Annotated in this window: 21 protein-coding genes and 1 riboswitch; of the genes, 11 read left to right on the top strand and 10 right to left on the bottom strand. The window is 70.8% G+C overall.

The genetic code is table 11. The annotated features are described in order from the left end of the window. Positions 1-96 precede the first annotated feature (96 nt). The gene (gene hemC, locus P3T39_RS08585) at positions 97-1020 is read left to right on the top strand and encodes a hydroxymethylbilane synthase (RefSeq protein WP_280696758.1); all 924 of its coding nucleotides are present in this window, start codon (positions 97-99) and stop codon (positions 1018-1020) included. Positions 1021-1206: 186 nt separating this feature from the next. Further along, positions 1207-2595 (top strand): solute carrier family 23 protein, encoded by a 1389-nt coding sequence (locus tag P3T39_RS08580; RefSeq protein ID WP_280696757.1) that lies wholly within the window; start codon positions 1207-1209, stop codon positions 2593-2595. 29 nt (positions 2596-2624) lie between these two features. On the opposite strand, the gene P3T39_RS08575 is transcribed toward P3T39_RS08580, so the two are convergent. Both P3T39_RS08575 and P3T39_RS08570 read right to left on the bottom strand, forming a co-directional pair. Beyond that, entirely contained in the window at positions 2625-2984 is a 360-nt protein-coding gene (locus P3T39_RS08575) for a hypothetical protein (protein ID WP_280696756.1), read from the bottom strand. 621 nt (positions 2985-3605) lie between these two features. Continuing rightward, positions 3606-3932, bottom strand: a complete 327-nt coding sequence (locus P3T39_RS08570) for a hypothetical protein (protein ID WP_280696755.1) — start codon at positions 3930-3932, stop codon at positions 3606-3608. A 142-nt stretch (positions 3933-4074) separates the two neighbouring features. On the opposite strand from P3T39_RS08570, the gene P3T39_RS08565 reads away from it, so the two are divergent. From P3T39_RS08565 to P3T39_RS08550, 4 genes are all read left to right on the top strand, one after another. Beyond that, positions 4075-4881 carry a helix-turn-helix transcriptional regulator gene (locus P3T39_RS08565; RefSeq protein WP_280696754.1) on the top strand — a complete coding sequence of 269 codons (807 nt, stop codon included), beginning with the start codon at positions 4075-4077 and terminating at the stop codon, positions 4879-4881. Continuing rightward, positions 4865-5086, top strand: coding sequence for a DUF397 domain-containing protein (locus tag P3T39_RS08560; protein WP_280696753.1), 222 nt, complete (start codon positions 4865-4867; stop codon positions 5084-5086). Before P3T39_RS08565 ends, P3T39_RS08560 begins: the two co-directional genes overlap by 17 nt. Before the next feature lie 140 nt (positions 5087-5226). Next, positions 5227-5448, top strand: coding sequence for a DUF397 domain-containing protein (locus P3T39_RS08555; RefSeq protein ID WP_280696752.1), 222 nt, complete (start codon positions 5227-5229; stop codon positions 5446-5448). A gap of 826 nt (positions 5449-6274) precedes the next feature. After that, positions 6275-7651, top strand: coding sequence for a serine hydrolase domain-containing protein (locus P3T39_RS08550; protein ID WP_280696751.1), 1377 nt, complete (start codon positions 6275-6277; stop codon positions 7649-7651). Between the two features lie 24 nt (positions 7652-7675). On the opposite strand, the gene P3T39_RS08545 is transcribed toward P3T39_RS08550, so the two are convergent. The 8 genes from P3T39_RS08545 to P3T39_RS08510 all read right to left on the bottom strand — a co-directional run bounded on the left by P3T39_RS08545 (position 7676) and on the right by P3T39_RS08510 (position 14357). Then, positions 7676-8569, bottom strand: a complete 894-nt coding sequence (locus P3T39_RS08545) for an urease accessory protein UreD (protein WP_280696855.1) — start codon at positions 8567-8569, stop codon at positions 7676-7678. 59 nt (positions 8570-8628) lie between these two features. Then, positions 8629-9384 (bottom strand): urease accessory protein UreG, encoded by a 756-nt coding sequence (gene ureG / locus P3T39_RS08540; protein WP_280696750.1) that lies wholly within the window; start codon positions 9382-9384, stop codon positions 8629-8631. A 44-nt stretch (positions 9385-9428) separates the two neighbouring features. Continuing rightward, positions 9429-10115, bottom strand: coding sequence for an urease accessory UreF family protein (locus P3T39_RS08535; protein ID WP_280696854.1), 687 nt, complete (start codon positions 10113-10115; stop codon positions 9429-9431). A 71-nt stretch (positions 10116-10186) separates the two neighbouring features. After that, positions 10187-11911, bottom strand: a complete 1725-nt coding sequence (gene ureC / locus P3T39_RS08530; protein ID WP_280696749.1) for an urease subunit alpha — start codon at positions 11909-11911, stop codon at positions 10187-10189. Next, positions 11911-12312: an urease subunit beta gene (locus P3T39_RS08525; RefSeq protein ID WP_280696748.1), complete on the bottom strand. Its 402-nt coding sequence runs from the start codon at positions 12310-12312 to the stop codon at positions 11911-11913. Before P3T39_RS08525 ends, ureC begins: the two co-directional genes overlap by 1 nt. Positions 12313-12371: 59 nt before the next feature. After that, positions 12372-12677 (bottom strand): urease subunit gamma, encoded by a 306-nt coding sequence (locus P3T39_RS08520; RefSeq protein ID WP_280696747.1) that lies wholly within the window; start codon positions 12675-12677, stop codon positions 12372-12374. A gap of 696 nt (positions 12678-13373) precedes the next feature. Beyond that, positions 13374-13997, bottom strand: a complete 624-nt coding sequence (locus tag P3T39_RS08515) for an MSMEG_1061 family FMN-dependent PPOX-type flavoprotein (RefSeq protein WP_280696853.1) — start codon at positions 13995-13997, stop codon at positions 13374-13376. Positions 13998-14108: 111 nt separating this feature from the next. Then, positions 14109-14357: an SCO4226 family nickel-binding protein gene (locus tag P3T39_RS08510; protein WP_280696746.1), complete on the bottom strand. Its 249-nt coding sequence runs from the start codon at positions 14355-14357 to the stop codon at positions 14109-14111. Positions 14358-14518: 161 nt separating this feature from the next. On the opposite strand from P3T39_RS08510, the gene P3T39_RS08505 reads away from it, so the two are divergent. From P3T39_RS08505 to ribH, 5 genes are all read left to right on the top strand, one after another. Further along, positions 14519-14758 carry a hypothetical protein gene (locus P3T39_RS08505; RefSeq protein ID WP_280696745.1) on the top strand — a complete coding sequence of 80 codons (240 nt, stop codon included), beginning with the start codon at positions 14519-14521 and terminating at the stop codon, positions 14756-14758. A 261-nt stretch (positions 14759-15019) separates the two neighbouring features. Beyond that, positions 15020-15147, top strand: a riboswitch (FMN riboswitch). Between the two features lie 181 nt (positions 15148-15328). Further along, entirely contained in the window at positions 15329-16039 is a 711-nt protein-coding gene (locus P3T39_RS08500) for a riboflavin synthase (RefSeq protein WP_280696744.1), read from the top strand. A gap of 56 nt (positions 16040-16095) precedes the next feature. Next, positions 16096-16683 carry a nicotinamide mononucleotide transporter family protein gene (locus tag P3T39_RS08495; protein WP_280696852.1) on the top strand — a complete coding sequence of 196 codons (588 nt, stop codon included), beginning with the start codon at positions 16096-16098 and terminating at the stop codon, positions 16681-16683. Continuing rightward, entirely contained in the window at positions 16680-17975 is a 1296-nt protein-coding gene (locus tag P3T39_RS08490) for a bifunctional 3,4-dihydroxy-2-butanone-4-phosphate synthase/GTP cyclohydrolase II (protein ID WP_280696743.1), read from the top strand. Before P3T39_RS08495 ends, P3T39_RS08490 begins: the two co-directional genes overlap by 4 nt. 96 nt (positions 17976-18071) lie before the next feature. Further along, entirely contained in the window at positions 18072-18545 is a 474-nt protein-coding gene (gene ribH, locus P3T39_RS08485; protein WP_280696742.1) for a 6,7-dimethyl-8-ribityllumazine synthase, read from the top strand. Positions 18546-18632: the final 87 nt, after the last annotated feature.

Below are 18632 nucleotides of genomic sequence, written 5' to 3'. Positions count from 1 at the left end.
CCGAGTGCCGACCGCTTGTCGGGAAAGCGCAGGTGGTGGGGCGGGTAGCATTCCGCCGACAGATCTGACGCATCGTCATTCGGGGAGCTGGTCGCCATGATCCGGTTCGTTGTCGGCTCGCGTGGGAGCCATCTGGCCAAGGCCCAGGTGCGGGAGTACCTCGCGCCGGTCCGGGCCGCTTTCCCGGATGTCGAGTTCAGGCACCGGGTGATCCTGGAGGGCGGCGACCGCGACCGCACGGCGGCGCTGGCGGAGGTATCCGCCGCCGGCGGCGGGAGCGCGTTCTCCAGTGAACAGGAGGCGGCCCTGGTCCGGGGCGAGGTGGATGTGGTGGTCCACTCGCTGAAGGACCTGCCGACCGCCAGCCCGCCCGGACTGCTCCTCCTGCCGCCGCCGGGGCGGGCCGACGTCAGGGACGCCCTCTGCGGCTCCACCCTCGCGGACCTCCCCGACGGCGCCAGGGTGGGCACGGGGGCGCCCCGGCGGATCGCTCAACTGAAGTACGTCCGGCCGGACTTGGAGATCGTCCCGATCCGGGGCAATGTGCCGCCACGGCTGCAGAAGATCAGGACCATGAACCTGCATGCCGTGGTCCTGGCGGCGGCCGGGGTCCGGCGGCTGGGCCTGGACGACCAGATCGCCGAGGAACTGCCGCTCGACCTGTTCCCGCCGTCTCCGGGGCAGGGCGCGCTGGGCATCCAGGTGCGCGAGGACAACGCGGCGATCCGGGAGCTTCTCGCGGGCGTGGGGGACATGGCCGTGCACGCTGCGGTACGGGCCGAGCGCGCGCTGCTGGCGGAACTGCACGGCGGGTGCAGCGTCCCGGTGGGCGCCCACGCGGTCGCCGGGACGGACGGCATGCTGACGCTGCACGCCCAGGTCACCTCACTGGACGGCCGCCGCCGGGTCTCCGGGACGCTCTCCGGCCAGTCCGAGGAGCCGGAGAAGCTGGGCACGACGCTGGCCGGCGAGCTCCTGGACCAGGGTGCGGCGGACATCCTCGCAGAGATCCGCCGATAATCGTTCTCCTGCAAGGAAGTTGACGATTCACAAGAACTCGGCTGCCGCCGGTGCCGGTGCCGGTGCCGGTGCCGGTGGCGATGCGCTCGCTCGGACGGCGGCGGAGTCTTTGCATCGGCGGGTGTCGTGTGATCGGCTGACAGTCCCATCTGCCCGCATGGGCATTGCCGACAAGGAGAGTGACCCATGGCGGGCTTCGGCTGGAAGCTGCACGGCGACGGAAGGAGTCCCGCGCCCGGTGCGGTCGTGAAGCCGGACGAGCGGCTGAGCTGGGGACGTACCGTCGGGCTCGGCGCGCAGCACGTCGTGGCCATGTTCGGGGCGACGTTCGTCGCACCCGTGCTCATGGGTCTGGACCCCAACCTGGCCGTGATGGTCTCCGGGGTCGCGACGATCTTCTTCCTGCTGGTCACCGGCGGCCGGATTCCCAGCTACCTCGGCAGCAGCCTCTCCTTCGTCGGGGTGGCCGCGGTGATCAAGGCCCAGGGCGGCGACGCCGCGACCCTGACGGGCGCCATGCTGGTGGTCGGCGCGGTGCTGGCGCTCTGCGGCGCGGTGATCCAGGCGGCCGGTGCGCGGGTGATCCACGCCGTGCTGCCACCGGTGGTCACGGGCGCGGTAGTTATGCTCATCGGATTCAACCTCGCACCAGTCACCGCCGGGACGTACTGGCCGCAGGACCAGTGGACCGCGCTGCTCACCATGCTGTTCACCGGTCTCGCCCTGGTGGTGCTGCGCGGCTTCTGGTCGCGGATCGCCACCTTCCTCGGCCTGATCTTCGGGTACGCGATCTCCTGGATCTTCGACCGGATCCTCGGGAAGATCCACGCCGTCGACGCGGCCGGTGTGGTGACGGACCACTGGCGGCTCGACCTCTCCGCGGTCGGAAATGCCGACTGGATCGGTCTGCCGACCCTGCACACGCCCAGCTTCTCCGGCTCGGCGGTGCTGGTGGCCCTGCCCGTGGTGGTCGCGCTGATCGCCGAGAACGCCGGACACGTCAAGGCGGTCGGCGAGATGACGGGCGACCCGCTGGACGACCGAATGGGCACGGCGATCATGGCGGACGGCGCCGCGACCATGATCTCCACCAGCGTCGGCGGCCCGGCCACCACCACCTATGCCGAGAACATCGGCGTGATGGCCGCGACCCGCGTCTACTCCACCGCCGCCTACTGGTGCGCGGCCGGATTCGCGATCCTCTTCGGCCTCTGCCCGAAGTTCGGCGCGGTGGTCGCCGCGATCCCCGGCGGGGTGCTCGGCGGCATCACCGTCGTCCTGTACGGCATGATCGGCCTGCTCGGCGCCCAGATCTGGGTGCACAACCGAGTGGACCTGACCAACCCGCTGCACCTCGTCCCGGTGGCGGCCGGTGTGATCATCGGTATCGGGAACGTGTCCCTGAAGTTCACCGACAACTTCTCGCTCAGCGGCATCGCCCTCGGCACCCTGGTCGTCCTGCTCGGCTACCACGTGCTGCGGCTGATGGCTCCGGCCCATATGAAGCAGCAGCAGACCCCACTGCTGGACGCGGGCACCAGCGAGTACGACGACACGGATTCCTCGGGTCGCTGAGTCACGTCACGGACCGGTCGGCCACACCGTCAACTCCGTTGCGTCCGCGCAGGGGTCACTGTCCGGGCCGGGGCGGGGACCTCGGCCCAGACGGTGGCCCGGACGGTGTGTTCGTTCCACGAGCAGCGCGAACCCCAGCGGGACGCGCCGTCCAGTGCCGCGTTCAGCTCGGCCATCTGCTGCCTGTCCGGACCCGGCCCCCGGTACCGGCAGTAGATCCGCCAGCCCGAGCTCTTCGGGAAGACCCACGCCCCTCCTCCCATGGCCGCCCCCATCGCCTCGGCGATCCGCCGGCACTCCGCGGACAAGGGCCGGCCACCGGTTCCCAGCTCCCGGACGGCCACCGCCGCATCGGCCGATCGGGGCTCGTCGCCCGTGAGTTGTGCCATGTGAAGTGATCCTTCTGTTGTCACGTTCCCCGTGGTGCCCTCGGGGTCGTCCACGCTCCGTCGGGCACGGTCCCGCCAGTGGTCGGTATCGCCGTCCGGAAGCCGTTCGGCGGGCAGGGGGCGGCCCCGCGCTGGTGCCGTCATGCTGGATATGTCCCTTGCTGAGTCGATTGCTGTGTCGATCTGTTGGCGTCGTGAACCCGTCGGAGGAGGTCCGCACGCCGCTCGTACTCCTGCGGGTCCAGCTCCCGGTCGGTCCACTCCTCCGGGGTGAGCGCCGGGCGCCGCATCAGCTCACCCGGCGCGAGGTACTGCAAACCCGCCTGGTCGCCGTCGTCCCAGCCGCCGACGGGCGCCGTGCAGGGTGTCGGGACCGGCGGCTGCTCGCCCGGGCCTGCCGGCCCGGGCTCGGCGCTCACCGCCCCACCTTCGCTCGCCGGCCGACCGGTTGAAGGACGGGCTCGGCCGGATGCCGTGCCGCATACGCGAAGGGGAGCGTGTAGCCGAACGAGCCGCACGAGGGACAGCGCCAGTCGCGCACCCCGTCCCCGGCCCGTTCGCTTCCCCACTCGATCGCCCGACCGCATTCGGTACGGGGGCAGACCGGGGGCGTGTTCCCGTTCATCTGGGCGCCGCCCGTCGCTCCGCCGACTCAACCTCGGCCCCGCGTCGCACGACCTCGGCAAGGCGTGACACCGCATCGGGGTGAGCCGCACCGAGATCCACCAGGAACGTGCCCGTCAGCCAGCCGCGTTGGCGATCCGCCGCCAGGCCGGGCAGTGAAATCCCCGCGAGCGCGAGGGCGTTCGCCAGGTCCGCCTCCGCAGCCACAGCGTTCGCCAGCCTCGCGGACAACAGGCGCTGCATCAGCGAACGCCGGCGCTCCGGCCTGCCTGCGGCTGGACCTCGGACCGACTTCCCGTAGTGGCGTGCGCGTTGCGTCGTCACCGTACGGCTCCTTTCCGTCGCTTTCTGCTACAAGCATCGGCACGAGCGCCTACGATCGGAAGGATTTCAACTTGACAGTGAGATTTGTGGATTCTAGGGAACCGCCGTGTACCAAAAGGATCTTGACCCAGCGTCATCACCCATGGCCGCGTTCGGCACGCAGCTGCGCAGGTCACGCAAGGCGAAGGGGATCACCCAGGGCATGCTTGGGAAGCTGATCAACTACTCGGATTCCTACGTGTCCTACGTGGAGCGAGCCGAGCGCCCCCCAACACGCAAGTTCGCCGAGGCCGCTGACGCCGCTCTGGAGACCGGTGGCACGCTGTCTCTCATGTGGTGGCACCTTGGGCACAGCGCGCTCATCGAAGGCTTCCCTGAGTTTGCTGGGCACGAGGCTAAAGCGGTAGAGATAAGGCTCTTTGAACTTGGCGTTGTGCCGGGCCTGCTCCAAACCGTGGACTACGCAACCGCGCTGGAGACAGCTGCCGTCAGGCGCGGGACCATTACGCAGGCTCAGGCCGACGAACGGCTAGCGTTCCGCCAGGCACGACAGCAACTCCTGGCGCGCAGCCCCGCACCGCTTCTCTTCGCAGTCCTGGACGAAAGTGTCCTACGCCGTATACATGGAGGCTCGGCCACCATGGCGGCTCAGCTCGCTCACCTTGAAGACCTGGCCCAACGGCCGAACGTCGTCATTCAGGTCGCACCGTTCGACATGGGCGAGCGCATCCCATTCACCATGCCGGTCACGTTGCTGACCCTTTCCGATCGGACCGTGCTCGGGTACACGGAGACCTTGCAACGCGGCTATCTGGACAGGGATGGCGAGACGGTGACGCGGTGGAGCAGGGACTACGATCGGCTGCAGGTTGAAGCCTGCTCAGGGGCGACGTCTCTGGAGCTGATCCGCGCGGTACGGAAGGATGTTGAACATGACCCAAGCCGTTGATCTGACCGGTGTCGATTGGCACAAAAGCTCCTACAGCAGCGGAGGTGGGCAGTGCATCGAGTTCGCCCCCGCGTTCGCCGCGACCCACGGCGTTGTGCCCGTCCGTGACTCGAAGGACCCCGAGGGCCCGCAGCTCCACTTCTCCACGGAGGCGTGGGCAGCCTTCGCCGCCGCGACCGCGAACGGCGAGTTCGGCGCGGTCTGACCCTCGCTGTTCCATACCACGGCCCCGCTCCGCCTCTCTTGGCGCAGCGGGGTCTTCTCGACGCAGCGGAGCGCCGGGGCTACCATCGGCCACAGCAACGCCCTTGGGAGTCAATCTGTTTGGCAGGGAAGGACTTGAGCATGAATCAAGCCGTTGATCTGACCAGCACCATTTGGCACAAGAGCTCCTACAGCAACAACGGTGGCGCGTGCATCGAGTTCGCCCCCGCGTTCGCCGCGACCCACGGCGTCGTGCCCGTCCGTGACTCGAAGGACCCCGAGGGCCCGCAACTCCACTTCTCCACCGAGGCGTGGGCGACCTTCGCCGCTGCCACCGCGAACGGCGAGTTCGGCACGGTCTGACCGGCGACCTCACGTTCGGGTTCCAGCGATCCTCGCAAGGCGTCAGCTCCGGGAGGTGTGGCGCCGTGCTTCACCTCCCACGCGTGAGGAGGAGCCTGAAGCCCGTTCAGCGGAGCGGATTCCGCGAGCGGAACAGGGTGCCGGTCTCTGGTGCCTGCCGGGCGCGCGTCGAGCGTGCCGCCGGAGCGCTCGGCGATGATCAGCGCGGCGATCGGGGACCGGCAGTGATTGCCCGTGCAGATCACCAGCACCCTCCGCCGGGACGGGTGTTCACTCATCCGGCCTTGCTCGCCCATCGGCCTGCGGCCGATCCGGCGGTGCCGCGCCGCTTCGCTGCGCGAGGCCGGCCGGCGGGGTGACTGCCCTTCCGCCGGACGTACAACACCGTCTCCCGTGGCGTGGACCGGCTCGTCTTCGTCAACAGCATCCTCGACCTCACCCCGTACGGCCGGCAGGAAGACTGGGAGGACTCCCCTCCCGGCTGGCCGCAGCGCCCCCCCACATACGGGTAGCCGATCGGTCGGCCGGGGCCGGTCGTTGTGCTGGTTGCGGCTGTTCGGCGACGGGCTGGGCGGCGGTTCGGCGTGGCGACGGCTCCGCCGTGCACCAGCCGGGTTCGGGCCGTCGTGGTCATCCTCCCGAGGGGATTCCCGAGCGGGATCGGGGATCCGGAGGGCGACTGCGGGCAATATCACCCAAATCGTGGGCATGCCAGACCCGTGGCCCTCGACGCCGGGGGGCCCCGGCTAAAAGGGGAGCGAGCCCGACGAAGGCCGGGGTAGGGTCTGGCGGTCCGGGTCGGACGCGAACAGGATCGAGGAGTCAGATGGCCTTTCCGCCTGAGGAGTTGCTCACCGGCACTCGCCGCGCTCTGCTGCACAGGCTGGCTGTGGGGCAGGCGGACGGGCGGACGCCGTCGCTGGTGGGCGCGGTGGTCCGGGGCGGGCACATGGTCTGGACCGACGGCCGGAGCATGATCGACGATCACCGCCCGGACGACGATGTGCAGTACCGGATCGGCTCGCTCACCAAGAGCTTCGTCGCGGTGCTGGTCATGCGCCTGCGGGACGAGGGGGCGCTGGAGCTGACCGACCCGCTGGAACAGCACGTGCCCGGCACCCCGGCCGGGCGGCTGACGATCGCTCAGCTCCTCGCCCACACCTCGGGGCTCGCCTCCGAGACGCCGGGGCCCTGGTGGGAGCGGACCACGGGAGCTCTGCGGCCCGAGCTCGCGGATGTGCTCGGCGAGCAGCCGGTACGCCACCCGGCGGGGAGCCGGTTCCACTACTCCAACCCTGGGTTCGCGCTGCTGGGCGCGCTGGTCGAGCGGCTGCGCGGGGAGCCGTGGGGAGATGTGCTGCGCCGGGAGGTGCTGGAGCCGCTCGGCCTGACCCGGACCACGCTGTTGCCCCGGGCGCCGCACGCCGGAGGGTTCGCGGTGCACCCGTGGGCCGATGTCATGCTGCCGGAGCCGCTGGAGGACACGGGGGTGATGGCGCCGGCCGGCCAGCTCTGGTCGACGGCCGCGGACCTGTCCCGCTGGGCCGCGTTCCTGGCCGCCGGTGACGAGAAGGTACTGGGCCCCGGCAGCATCGCCGAGATGCGTAGGCCTGCGTCGGAGCCCGATGGTGCGGAGTGGACCGCCGCGTACGGGCTCGGCCTGCAACTGCGGCGGCAGGACGGCCGCGTACTGTACGGCCACACCGGCTCGATGCCGGGCTTCCTGGCCGCGCTCTGGGTGAGCGAGGCGGACGACGTAGCCGCCGTCGTGCTGGCCAATGCGACCTCCGGGACACCGACCGCCACGATCGCCGCGGACCTGATCAGGATCGTCGCCGAGCACGAACCGCGATTCCCGGAGCCCTGGCGCCCGCTGCCCGAAGCTGATCCGGAGCTTCTTGCGCTGACCGGCCCCTGGTACTGGGGGCCATCGGCGCACGTCCTGCGCCTGCGCGCCGACCGCGCGCTGGAACTCGGACCGATCGGCGGAGCGGGCCGAGGTGCCCGCTTCCGGGCCGAGGCGGACGGAACCTGGACCGGTCTGGACGGCTACTACGCGGGCGAGACGCTCCGAGTGGTCCGAGCGGCGGACGGCACGGTGAGCCACCTCGACATCGGCAGTTTCGTGCTGACGCGTGCACCCTACGACCCGAGCGCTCCGATCCCCGGCGGCGTCGACCCCCGAGGCTGGCAGACGAGTTGACGGGCCCTTGTGCCGCCGGACCCGTCAGCTCTTGCGCAGGTCCGGGGCCGGGGTGCCGATCAGGAGGCGGCGCAGGGCGTCCCATGCGGTGCGCATGGCGCGGGTGAGGGCGGGGGAGTCGTCGGACATGACGCGGACCCAGGCTCCGCAGTCCTCGGGGAGGGTGCTGACGCCGAAGATCAGGCCCGTGGGGCGGAGTGCCTCGTACAGGGTGTCGGCGACTTGGGCGGCCGGGGCGAGGGGGGTGACGGCGAAGAGGGTGGACACCAGGTCGTGTCCGCCGAGGACGGCGGGGCCGGTGACGGAGTGGGTGCTGCCCGGTTCGGCGGAGGCGGGTTCGAGGCGGACGGTGTCCACGGCGAGGAGCTCGCCGTCGGGGCGCTGGATCTCCAGGTCGCTGTAGAGCATCCGGTAGGCGTTGCGCTCGCCCATGGCCAGCCGCCCGGCGGAGATGGTCTCGCCGAGGAGGACGGTGGCGCTCGGGTCGACGGTGGCCTGGGTGCGTTGGTACAGGCGCGAGTCGCGGTAGGGGATCAGCGGGTCGGGCAGGTACTCGACGTAACTTCTTGGTCCGGCCCTGAGGTTGACGAGCTGGGTGGCGTGGTCGAACTCCATCCGGTGCACCTTGGTGGCGGCCTGGGTGGTCAGGTGCACGGCGGTGTCGGGGCCGCAGTCGATGTCGATCCGGTTGCGGTCGGCCTGGACGATGCCGCCGCCGGTGGACATCAGGTACGTCACCGGCAGGTCGGGCCGCAGCGGGTCGATGTAGAGCGGCCGCATGATCTGCAGTGGGGACTTCTGGTAGCGGTCGACCAGCTCGGTGCGCTCGCCGATGCGGGCGTAGCGCAGTTCGAGCAGGCCGACCTTGCCGGGGCGCCCGGCGGCCAGGGTGTCGGCGTTGCCGGTGAGTTCGAGCATCCGGCCCGGTACCCGTGGGGGTTCGTAGTGCGCGGGGTCCAGCCGCGCGGGCGCCGTGGTCATACGGTGGCCACCGAAGGGGTCGGGGCAGCCGGGGCAGCCGGGGCAGCCGGAGCGGTCAGGGCGGCCGGGGAGGCGGCCTCGTGGGCGAGCAGGAAGTCGGCGATGGTGTCGAGGCCCTGCCCGGTAAGGGAGTTGGTCAGTACGACCGGGCGTCCCTCGCGGACCGTGCGGGCGTCCGACTCCATCACGCCGAGGTCGCAGCGGACGTACTGGGCGATGTCGATCTTGTTGATGACGAGCAGTTCGCACTCGGTGATGCCGGGGCCCCGCTTGCGCGGCATCTTGTCGCCCTCGGCGGTGTCCAGGACGAACAGGAAGAGGTCGACCAGGGCCGGGCTGAAGGTGAGGGTGAGGTTGTCGCCGCCGCTCTCGAAGAGCAGGGTGTCGATGCCGGGGAAGCGCTCCAGCAGTTCGTCGGCGGCGGCCTGGTTCATGGTCGGGTCGTCGCGTACGGCGGTGTGCGGGCAGGCGCCGGTCTCCACGCCGACGATCCGGTCCGGGGCCAGGACGCCGTCGAGGGTGCGCCGGACGTGGGCGGCGTCCTCGGAGGTGTAGATGTCGTTGGTGATGACGGCGGGCGTGCGGCCGCGTCCGATCAGGACCGGGACGAGCGCCTCGATCAGCGCGGTCTTCCCGGAGCCGACCGGACCTGCGATGCCCACTCGCAGTACGCCGTCCTCGGGGCGACGGGAGAACTCGTCGTCGTGGTCGTGGTGGTGGCGGGAACCGCGGACCTGCGTGGGGTCGTGCATGGCAATCCTCGGGGGAGTGGGGGTTGTTCGGCCGATGAAGGTGTTCAGCTGGCGAACAGGCGGGCCTCGGCGCGCTCGTGGCGGCCCGCCATGACGTCCGCCATCGGTGTGCAGCCGCCCAGGTCGGCCAACTCGCGCCGCAGCGCGGCCTCGACGGTCTCCTCGATCACCGGGGCGGCTCCGTGCAGGACGACCTGTGCGCGGCGGTGGTCGGTCAGCCGCAGCCGGAGGGCGGCCCCCACGAAGCTGGCCGCGAAGGCGAACAGCTCGCAGGTGACCGCCTGCCGCGCCGTCACACCGTTGCCGGCGTGGACGGCGGCGGCGACCACCGGCTGGCAGCCGTGGACCCGCCTGTCCTGGTACAGCTCCCGGTAGCGCCCGATCTCCGGCGTGCCGTAGACCTCGTCGGCCAGGTCGAGCAGTTGCCGCCCGGTGCGGACGGCGGCCTGCCGGGCCTCGCGGCCCAGCTTGCCGGCGTACAGCCGCCGCTCCACGGCAACCACCCGGGCCCAGTCGCCCGCGCTCACCGCGCGGTGAGCGAGGACGAGGGCGGTCGCGTCGGCGGGGCCGGCGCTGTGGCGCAGCAGGTCGTGCAGGAGGGTGGGCAGGGTGCGCCAGGTGACCGCGCGCGCCTGTTGGAAGCCCTCCAGACCGTGGGAGAGGGTGTAGTAGCCGCTGGGGAAGGCCGAGTCGGTGAGTTGGAGCCCGGTCAGCAGCGCCGGGATCGGCATCGGGTCGTTCACGCCGGAGGTCCTGACGGTTGGCGGTGGGTCGAACAGGGCGTCGGACGGGGAACAGGGCGTCAGACGATGTAGAAGAGCTGGTTGAGCGGCAGGCGCTCGGCCGGTTCGATGGTGGCGGGCTCGCCGTCCAGGGTGACCTTGTACGTCTCCGGGTCCACCTCGATGCGCGGCAGCGCGTCGTTGCGGACCATGTGCTGCTTGCCGACCGTCCGGCAGCGCTGCACCGGCTCGATCCGCCGCTGGAGCCCCAGCTCGCCGGGGACGCCCGCCGCGATGGACGCCTGCGACATGAAGGTGACCGAGGTCCGCTGCCGGGCCCGGCCGAACGAGCCGAACATCGGACGGTAGTACACCGGCTGCGGGGTGGGCAGGGAGGCGTTGGGGTCGCCCATCAGCGCCCAGTTGACCATGCCGCCCTTGATGATCAGCTTGGGTTTGGCGCCGAAGGAGTGGATCGGCCACAGCACGATGTCGGCGAGCTTGCCGGGCTCCAGCGAGCCGATCACATCGGCGGCGCCGACCGCGATGGCCGGGTTGATGGTGAGCTTCGCCAGGTAGCGGAGTACCCGCGCGTTGTCGTTGCGCGAGCTGTCCTCGGCGAGTGCGCCGCGCATCTCCTTGCAGTGGTGCGCCGTCTGGAAGGCACGGGCGAAGGTCTCGCCGACCCGGCCCATGGCCTGGGAGTCGGAGGAGAAGATGCTGATCACACCGAGGTCGTGCAGCACCGTCTCGGCCGCGATGGTCTCGGCGCGCACCCGGCTGTCGGCGAAGGAGACGTCCTCGGGGATGTCCCGGGAGAGGTGGTGGCAGACCATCACCATGTCGAGCAGCTCGTCCACCGAGTTGATGGTGTAGGGCAGGGTCGGGTTGGTCGAGGAGGGCAGTACGTTGGCCTCGCCCGCGACCCTCATGATGTCGGGGGCGTGGCCGCCGCCCGCACCCTCGGTGTGGAAGGTGTGGATGGTGCGGCCGTCGATCGCCGAGAGGGTGTCCTCGAAGAAGCCGCCCTCGTTCAAGGTGTCGGTGTGGATGGCGAGTTGGACGTCGTACTCGTCGGCGACCCGCAGCGCGTTGTCGATCACGGCGGGGGTGGATCCCCAGTCCTCGTGCACCTTCAGCCCGGCGACGCCCGCTTCGACCTGCTCGCGCAGTGCCTCGGGCAGGCTGCCGTTGCCCTTGCCGAGCAGACCGACGTTGACCGGCAGGTCCTCGACGGCCTCCAGCATCCGGTGGATGTTCCACGGTCCGGGGGTGCAGGTGGTGCCGTTGGTGCCGTCGGTCGGTCCGGTGCCACCGCCGAAGAAGGTGGTGATCCCGTTGGAGAGGCCCTCCTGGGCCTGCTGCGGCGAGATGAAGTGGATATGGGTGTCCACACCGCCCGCGGTGGCGATCAGGTGCTCGCCGGAGATCACCTCGGTGCCGGGGCCGATCACCAGCCCGGGGTCGACACCGTTCTGCAGGTGCGGGTTCCCGGCCTTGCCCACGCCCACGATCAGGCCGCCCTTGACGCCGATGTCGCCCTTGACGATGCCGAGGATCGGGTCCATCACCACGACGTTGGTGACGACCAGGTCGAGCGCGCCCTCGCGGCTGAGCGCGGCGGGGTCCTGGGCCATGCCGTCGCGGATGGCCTTGCCACCGCCGTAGACGGCCTCGTCGCCGTAGGAGCCGGCGTTGTGGTCGTGCTCGACCTCGACGATCAGGTTGGTGTCGGCGAGGTGGAACCGGTCGCCGACGGTGGGGCCGAACAGGTCGGTGTACTGCTTGCGCGGCAGGAGCGCCATCAGGCGTCGGCCCCCTTGTTCTCGGTGTGCGGCTCGTTCTCGAAGCCCAGCTCGTCGGCGCGGCGCAGCGCCGCGCGCCGGGTGTCGGGGGCGCTCAGCCCGCCGTCGACGAGTCCGGCGAAGCCGACCAGACGGCGGGTGCCGCCGAAGGCGCACAGGCCGACCTCGCGGGTGTCACCGGGTTCGAAGCGCACGGCGGTACCGGAGGGGATGTCCAGGTGCATGCCGTACGCGGCCTCGCGGTCGAAGCGCAGGGCGCGGTTGGCCTCGAAGAAGTGGTAGTGCGAGCCGATCTGGACGGCCCGGTCACCGGTGTTGGCCACGGTGAGCGTCGTCCTGGCCCGGCCGGCGTTGATCTCGATGGGATCGTCGCCGTAGAGGTACTTTGCTCCCCCAGACATCTTGCTTGACTCCTCGGTGTTGCAGGCGCGGCAGTTCGGGTCGGCGGCCGAGGCCGGGGTCAGACGTGGATCGGGTCGTGACAGGTGACCAGCTTCGTCCCGTCGACGAAGGCGGTCTCGACCTGGAGCACCGAGAGCATCTCCCGCACACCCGGCATGACCTCGTCGGAGGTGACGACCTTGCGGCCGAGCTCCATGCACTCGGCCACGGTGTGGCCGTCGCGGGCGGCTTCCAGCACGGCCTCGGTGATGAGCGCGGCGGCCTCGCTGTAGTTGAGCTTGGTGCCCCGGTCCCGACGGCGTCGGGCCAGGTCGGCGACCACGTAGACGTGCAGCTTGTCGATCTCCCGGGGTGAGAGGTTCATGGCGTCACTTCGCTTTCTCGGTGGAGGGCCGGGCCGGTCCGGCGCTGGATCGGCTGCGGAGAAGGCTGGATCGGCTGTCGGGACGAGCGGGGTCGGCACGCTGGATCAGGTCGGTACGCCGCTTGTGGGGGAGGCGGACCTGGTCGAGGCCGTCGCGGCGGGGCGCGGGCGTCGGCGGCCGCGCGGCGTCGTGGTCTGTGGCCCACGGGCTTGCCCTGAGGGCGCCCTTTCCGACACCTGCTCCGCAGCCTGCATCCGTACCCCCGAGAACGTCGTCCCGCGCGCCAATACCGCCTGGTTCGGGCGGTATTGGTTCGTGCGCTGCTCCCGGATCGGAACAGTACGCCTGACCGAGCCGGAGGCAAGCGGTCGATTTCCGGTACCGAATGCGGTTCCCCAGGGACGGGGTGTAATCATCCCAGGTCAGAGTGTGTGTGCAGCTGGGTTTTCGCGGGGGTGCGAGGCCTGCGGAGAGGAAGAGTTAACAGAATGTTGACCGGCTCACGTCTCGGGATCGGCCAAGGAGACCGGCCTGTGGGAAGCCGTTCGGCACTCCTGTGACCTGCTGATGCTCCGGGGCGTCACGACTGGGCCGATGCCCGAACGCCGCAGCGGGGGGTGGTGCATGACGATGCATCCGGCATCGGCGACGGCCCGGACCTCGCGGGCATCGCAGGGCCCGGGCCGTCACCCGGGTCACTCGTAGCGGTAGAGCAGGGCCTCGCGCTCGGACTGCTCGATCATCTCGACGGTCAGCGAGGGGTCGCGCAGATGGGAGAGGGTGACCTGGGCGGAGCTCGGGGCGGCGTCGGCGGCCGGCCACCTCTCGGGCTTCCAGGCGCCACCGCGCAGGAACGCCTTCGGGCAGTGTCCGTAGACCTCCTCGACCCCGACCACGACGGCACTGCGCGGCGGCTTGCCGACGGCGGTCAGCTGCTCCAGCAGTTGCGGATCGGTGGTGACGCAGGCGCGTCCGTTGACCCGAAGGGTGGTGTCGCGTCCCGGTATGACGAAGAGCAGGCCGACCTGCCCGGTCTCGATGATGTTGTGCAGGCTGTCCAGCCGCTTGTTGCCGGTCGCGTCCGGGACGGCGAGGGTGTGCGCGTCCAGGACCGAGACGAAGCCGGGCGGGCCGCCCCTGGGTGTCACATCGGCCCGGGCGTCCGCTCCGGCGCTGGCCATGAACACCAGGGGGGAGCAGCCGATCACCTGCTGGGCGCTCTCGTGGAGATGGTCCACCTGTTTGCGGCGCGCGTGCTCGCCCGGCTGCTCGTAGACCTCGCGCAGCGCCGCCGTGTCGCGCAGGGCGGTGGCGTTCATGGCGTCGAAGAGCCGGCCGGAAGCCAGCGGTGTTGTGGTCACGTAGGGGCAATCTAGCCGAGTGCCCACTCCGTGGACAGGATGTTTCCGTCGCGGTCCCGGGCGGCCGGGTCAGACCGTGATCGGCACGTGGTGGATCTCGTCGGCAAGGTGCCCGGCGCGCTCGTGGATGCGCTGGACGGCTTCCTTCGAGGGGGCTTCGGAGAGGCAGTACACCGTTCCGGACTCGGGGTCGGCCCAGGCCTGCTTGAAGTGCACGTGCTCCTCGGCCTCGATCGCGAGGTCGGCCCGGTGCGCGGCCGCGAGCTGATCGGCCGTGATGCCGGTCATGCCGTGGTGGATGTCGATGAAGGTGGCCATCACCCTCACACCTCCGCTGGTCGGTGGCTCCGGGCAGGCCGTCCGGGGCTGTGAATACCACCAGAGTGCGCCCGCGCGCGGTCCGACGCCAGAGGCATCTTCGGGCAGGGGCGGGAGGCGTCTCGCTGCTGTGCCCCGATAGTTTCCGCAAGAAATAAAGTGTGCTCGTCGGCGGGGGAGCCCTTCCGGCGGCTCCGGGCCGGCCGGTGCTGGTCGAGCCCGGCTCCGTGGCCGTCGACCGCCCTGCGCATCGCCGGCAGGGCGAGGCCGGCCGGGCTCGCAACCTGCTCGTCTACCCGCTCCACGGGCTGTGCAATCCCGAAGAGGTCGCCGAGGCGGTCGCCTTCCTGTCCGGGTCGGCGGCTTCGTACGTCAACTCTCGTGGGGGTCAGGCCGGTTGACGATCGGGTGCGCTTGACCGGCGACGGCCCGGTCCGGGGCGCACCTGCTGCATCGGCGCCGCCCACCGTCCCGCAGCCGGCGGTCAGTTCTCCGCCCGCGTGGGCCAGTTGCGCGCCGTGCGGGTCTCGGGGCCCGCTCTGCCGCCGACCCTCGCGGTATTCCCGTGGCGGCCGACGTGACAGAGTGAATCAGGCCACAGCAACGCCCCCTCCTCGTTCGCCGGAGGGCATGGCAGAATGACGGCAGTAGCAGTGACGTTCAGCGCACTCCGGGGTCGGTGAAAATCCGAACCGGCGGTTACAGTCCGCGACCCGTCCGCAGCCAGCGGCCGGTTGACCAGGTGAAATTCCTGGACCGACGGTTAAAGTCCGGATGGGAGGCGTGCGCGGGCGGACAAGCAGTGCCACGGCTTTCCCGAAGAGCCGTGGAAGGTGTACCGGGAGAGCTCCGTACGGCCGGTCGAAAGCCGACGCCGGAGGTCCCTCCTCCGAGTGCCCCTGAACCTTGCTGTCCGTGTCATCTCCCATGCCGCCCCCGGAGTCCGCGCCCCAAGCGCGAGGAGAACCCGGGTGTTCACCGGCATCATCGAAGAGCTCGGCGAGGTCGTCTCCATCGAGGAGTTCGGCGACTCCTCGCGTATCCGTCTGCGCGGCCCGGTGGTCTGTTCCGGTGCCCGGCACGGCGACTCCATCGCGGTCAACGGCGTCTGCCTCACCGTGGTCGACACCCCCGATCAACTGGCCTCCGACAGCGGAGAGTTCAGTGCCGATGTGATGGCCGAGACGCTGCACCGCTCCAGCCTCGGCGCGCTGCGCCCCGGCTCCAGGGTCAACCTGGAGCGGGCCATGGCACTCGGCGACCGGCTCGGCGGACACCTCGTCCAGGGCCATGTCGACGCCACCGGCACCCTGCTCGGTCGCGAGCCGGGCGAACTCGACGCCGAGGGGAGGCTGCGCTGGGAGGTGCTGCGCTTCTCGCTGCCGCAGAGCATCACCCGCTACCTGGTCGAGAAGGGCTCGATCACCGTGGACGGCGTCAGCCTCACCGTGGTGGAAGCCGCCCTCGACAGCTTCACCGTCAGCCTCATCCCGGCCACCCTCGCCCTCACCACCCTCGGGACCAAGGGTGTCGGTGACCCGGTCAACCTTGAGGTGGACGTCCTCGCGAAGTACGTGGAGCGGCTGCTCGACACCCGCACCCTGCCCACCGCCCTTGCCACTCCTTCGAGTTCCGCCGCCCCCGCCGCCACTTCCGCCACCTCGGCCAAGGACGCCTCGTGAACTGGCTCAACGACACCGCCTTCTCGGTCCTCGGCCAGCCGGTCAGGTGGACGGACATGGCCGGCAACCTGCTCGGCCTCGCGGCCCTCGCCCTCGGCTGGCGCCGCTCGATGTGGACCTGGCCGGCCCAACTGCTCTCCGCCGTCGTGCTGATCGCCGCCTACCTCTCCGGCCACCTGGCCGGGCTGGTCGGCAAGCAGGGCATCGTCATCGTCGCCGCCGTGTGGGGCTGGTACCAGTGGCAGCGCGGCCGCCGCAGCACCGGTGACATCGAGGTCCGCTTCGCCACCTGGCGCGAGCGCGCCCTGCTGGTCGGTGCCACCGCGCTCGCCACCGTCGGAGTCGCCGAACTCTTCCTGGCCTTCCCCGGTCTGTCCTGGAGCCCGTGGGCGGACGCGTACATATTCGTCGGCACGCTGGCCGCGATGTTCGCCCAGGCCCGGGGCTGGATCGAGTTCTGGTTCGCCTGGATCGCCGTCGACGTCGTCGGCGTACCGCTCGCCTTCAGCAGCGGCTACACCTTCTCCGGCCTGACCTACGTCATCTACTTCGTCCTGGTGCTGCTCGGGCTGCGTGCCTGGTGGCTGCGCACCCGCACTCCCCGTGCCGCGAGCACGGCCGTCCTCCAGGGAGCCACGGCATGACCACCCAGCCCGTCCACGAGCCCCACCCCGACGTCCGCAAGCTGCTGGACGACACCCTGGCCCTCGACCCGGTCGAGCACGCCATCACCGACATCGCGCTCGGCCGCCCGGTGATCGTGGTCGACGACGAGGACCGCGAGAACGAGGGCGACATCATCTTCGCGGCCTCCGCCGCGACCCCCGAGCTGATGGCCTTCACCATCCGCTACAGCTCCGGCGTGATCTGCGTGCCGATGACCGGCGCCGAGCTCGACCGGCTCAAGCTGCCCCCGATGACGCAGGTCAACGAGGACCGCAAGGGCACCGCGTACGCGGTCTCGGTGGACGCCCGCGAGGGTGTGGACACCGGCATCTCCGCCGCCGACCGCGCCCGTACCGTCAAGCTGCTCGCCACCGAGGCCACCGAGCCGGGCGACCTCACCCGCCCGGGCCACGTCTTCCCGCTGCGCGCCGTCGAAGGCGGTGTGCTGGTCCGACCCGGTCACACCGAGGCCGCCGTCGACCTGGCCCGCCTGGCCGGGCTCCCGCCGGCCGGTGCGATCGCCGAGGTGGTCAACGACGACGGCACCATGGCCCGGCTGCCCGAACTGGTCGCCTTCGCCCGCCTGCACGGCCTGTCGATCATCTCCATCGAGGACCTGATCGCCTACCGCCGCCGCACCGAACTGCACGTGGACCGCGCCGCCGTCACCACCCTGCCCACCGAGCACGGCGACTTCACCGCCGTCGGCTACCGGGGCACCCTGGACGGCGTCGAGCACCTCGCCCTGGTGGCCGGCGGCCTCGGCGCCGACGGCAAGGTCGTCGACCCCGAGGACCTGCTGGTGCGGGTCCACTCCGAGTGCCTCACCGGCGACGTCTTCGGATCGCTGCGCTGCGACTGCGGCCCCCAGCTCCAGTCCTCGCTGCGCGAGATCTCCGAGGCGGGCCGGGGCGTGCTGCTCTACCTGCGTGGCCACGAGGGCCGGGGCATCGGCCTGGCCCACAAGCTGCGAGCCTACGAGCTCCAGGAGCAGGGCCGGGACACCGTGGACGCCAACCTCGAACTCGGCCTGCCCGCCGACGCCCGTGACTACAGCATCGGCGCCCAGATGCTGAGCGACCTCGGCGTCCGCTCGCTGACCCTGCTCACCAACAACCCCGACAAGATCGCCGCGCTGACCGAGTACGGCCTCACCGTCAACGGCCGCCGGCCCGTCGCCGTCGAGCCCGGCGAGCACAACGCCGCCTACCTGCGCACCAAGCGCGACCGGATGGGCCACGAGCTGCCCTGGCTCGACTCCGACGACTAGGCCGTCCGGCTGAATCCTTCCGCGGACGGACGGACCCCCGGCCTTCCGCCCCACCGACCGAAACCCGTCGTACCGACCGAGAGGAAAGCCGAGAACGTGAGCGGCCACGGAGCCCCCGAGCTGACCATCAAGAACGCCGCCGACCTGCGGGTCGCCGTCGTCGCCGCCCAGTGGCACGAGCAGGTGATGAACGGCCTGCTGGACGGCGCCCACCGCGCCCTCAAGGAGCTGGGCATCGAGGAGCCGACGGTCGTCCGCGTCCCCGGCACCTTCGAACTCCCGGTCGCCGCCAAGCGGTTGGCCGAGCGCGGCTACGATGCGGTGATCGCGCTCGGCGTGGTCATCCGCGGCGGCACCCCGCACTTCGAGTACGTCTGCGAGGCGGCCACCCTCGGCCTCACCCAGGTCAGCGTCACGACCGGCGTGCCGATCGGCTTCGGCGTGCTGACCTGCGACAACGAGCAGCAGGCGGTGGACCGGGCGGGCCTGGAGGGCTCCGCCGAGGACAAGGGCCACGAGGCCGTCACCGCCGCGGTGGCCACCGCGGCGACGCTGCGCGCGCTCTCCTAGGCACTGTGCAGGGGTGCGGGGCTCTGCCCGGTCGGCTTCGTGCGTGATCGGACAGAGCCCCGCGCGCCCAGCCGGTGCCCGGTCGCG

The organism is Kitasatospora sp. GP82, from assembly GCF_029892105.1.
In the GTDB taxonomy this organism is placed as follows: domain Bacteria; phylum Actinomycetota; class Actinomycetes; order Streptomycetales; family Streptomycetaceae; genus Kitasatospora.
This window is presented reverse-complemented; position numbering and strand designations above follow the sequence as displayed.

Bases quoted from the DNA above. Each gene is read 5' to 3' on its own strand.
- P3T39_RS08510 (WP_280696746.1), bottom strand. From the start codon at position 14,357: ATGGCCACCTTCATCGACATCCACCACGGCATGACCGGCATCACGGCC.
- P3T39_RS08535 (WP_280696854.1), bottom strand. From the start codon at position 10,115: ATGCCGATCCCGGCGCTGCTGACCGGGCTCCAACTCACCGACTCGGCC.
- P3T39_RS08575 (WP_280696756.1), bottom strand. From the start codon at position 2,984: ATGGCACAACTCACGGGCGACGAGCCCCGATCGGCCGATGCGGCGGTG.
- P3T39_RS08580 (WP_280696757.1), top strand. From the start codon at position 1,207: ATGGCGGGCTTCGGCTGGAAGCTGCACGGCGACGGAAGGAGTCCCGCG.
- P3T39_RS08565 (WP_280696754.1), top strand. From the start codon at position 4,075: ATGGCCGCGTTCGGCACGCAGCTGCGCAGGTCACGCAAGGCGAAGGGG.
- P3T39_RS08555 (WP_280696752.1), top strand. From the start codon at position 5,227: ATGAATCAAGCCGTTGATCTGACCAGCACCATTTGGCACAAGAGCTCC.
- P3T39_RS08560 (WP_280696753.1), top strand. From the start codon at position 4,865: ATGACCCAAGCCGTTGATCTGACCGGTGTCGATTGGCACAAAAGCTCC.
- P3T39_RS08515 (WP_280696853.1), bottom strand. From the start codon at position 13,997: ATGAACGCCACCGCCCTGCGCGACACGGCGGCGCTGCGCGAGGTCTAC.
- P3T39_RS08550 (WP_280696751.1), top strand. From the start codon at position 6,275: ATGGCCTTTCCGCCTGAGGAGTTGCTCACCGGCACTCGCCGCGCTCTG.
- hemC (WP_280696758.1), top strand. From the start codon at position 97: ATGATCCGGTTCGTTGTCGGCTCGCGTGGGAGCCATCTGGCCAAGGCC.
- P3T39_RS08520 (WP_280696747.1), bottom strand. From the start codon at position 12,677: ATGAACCTCTCACCCCGGGAGATCGACAAGCTGCACGTCTACGTGGTC.
- P3T39_RS08545 (WP_280696855.1), bottom strand. From the start codon at position 8,569: ATGCTCGAACTCACCGGCAACGCCGACACCCTGGCCGCCGGGCGCCCC.
- ureC (WP_280696749.1), bottom strand. From the start codon at position 11,911: ATGGCGCTCCTGCCGCGCAAGCAGTACACCGACCTGTTCGGCCCCACC.
- ureG (WP_280696750.1), bottom strand. From the start codon at position 9,384: ATGCACGACCCCACGCAGGTCCGCGGTTCCCGCCACCACCACGACCAC.
- P3T39_RS08490 (WP_280696743.1), top strand. From the start codon at position 16,680: ATGACCACCCAGCCCGTCCACGAGCCCCACCCCGACGTCCGCAAGCTG.
- P3T39_RS08495 (WP_280696852.1), top strand. From the start codon at position 16,096: ATGGCCGGCAACCTGCTCGGCCTCGCGGCCCTCGCCCTCGGCTGGCGC.
- P3T39_RS08525 (WP_280696748.1), bottom strand. From the start codon at position 12,312: ATGTCTGGGGGAGCAAAGTACCTCTACGGCGACGATCCCATCGAGATC.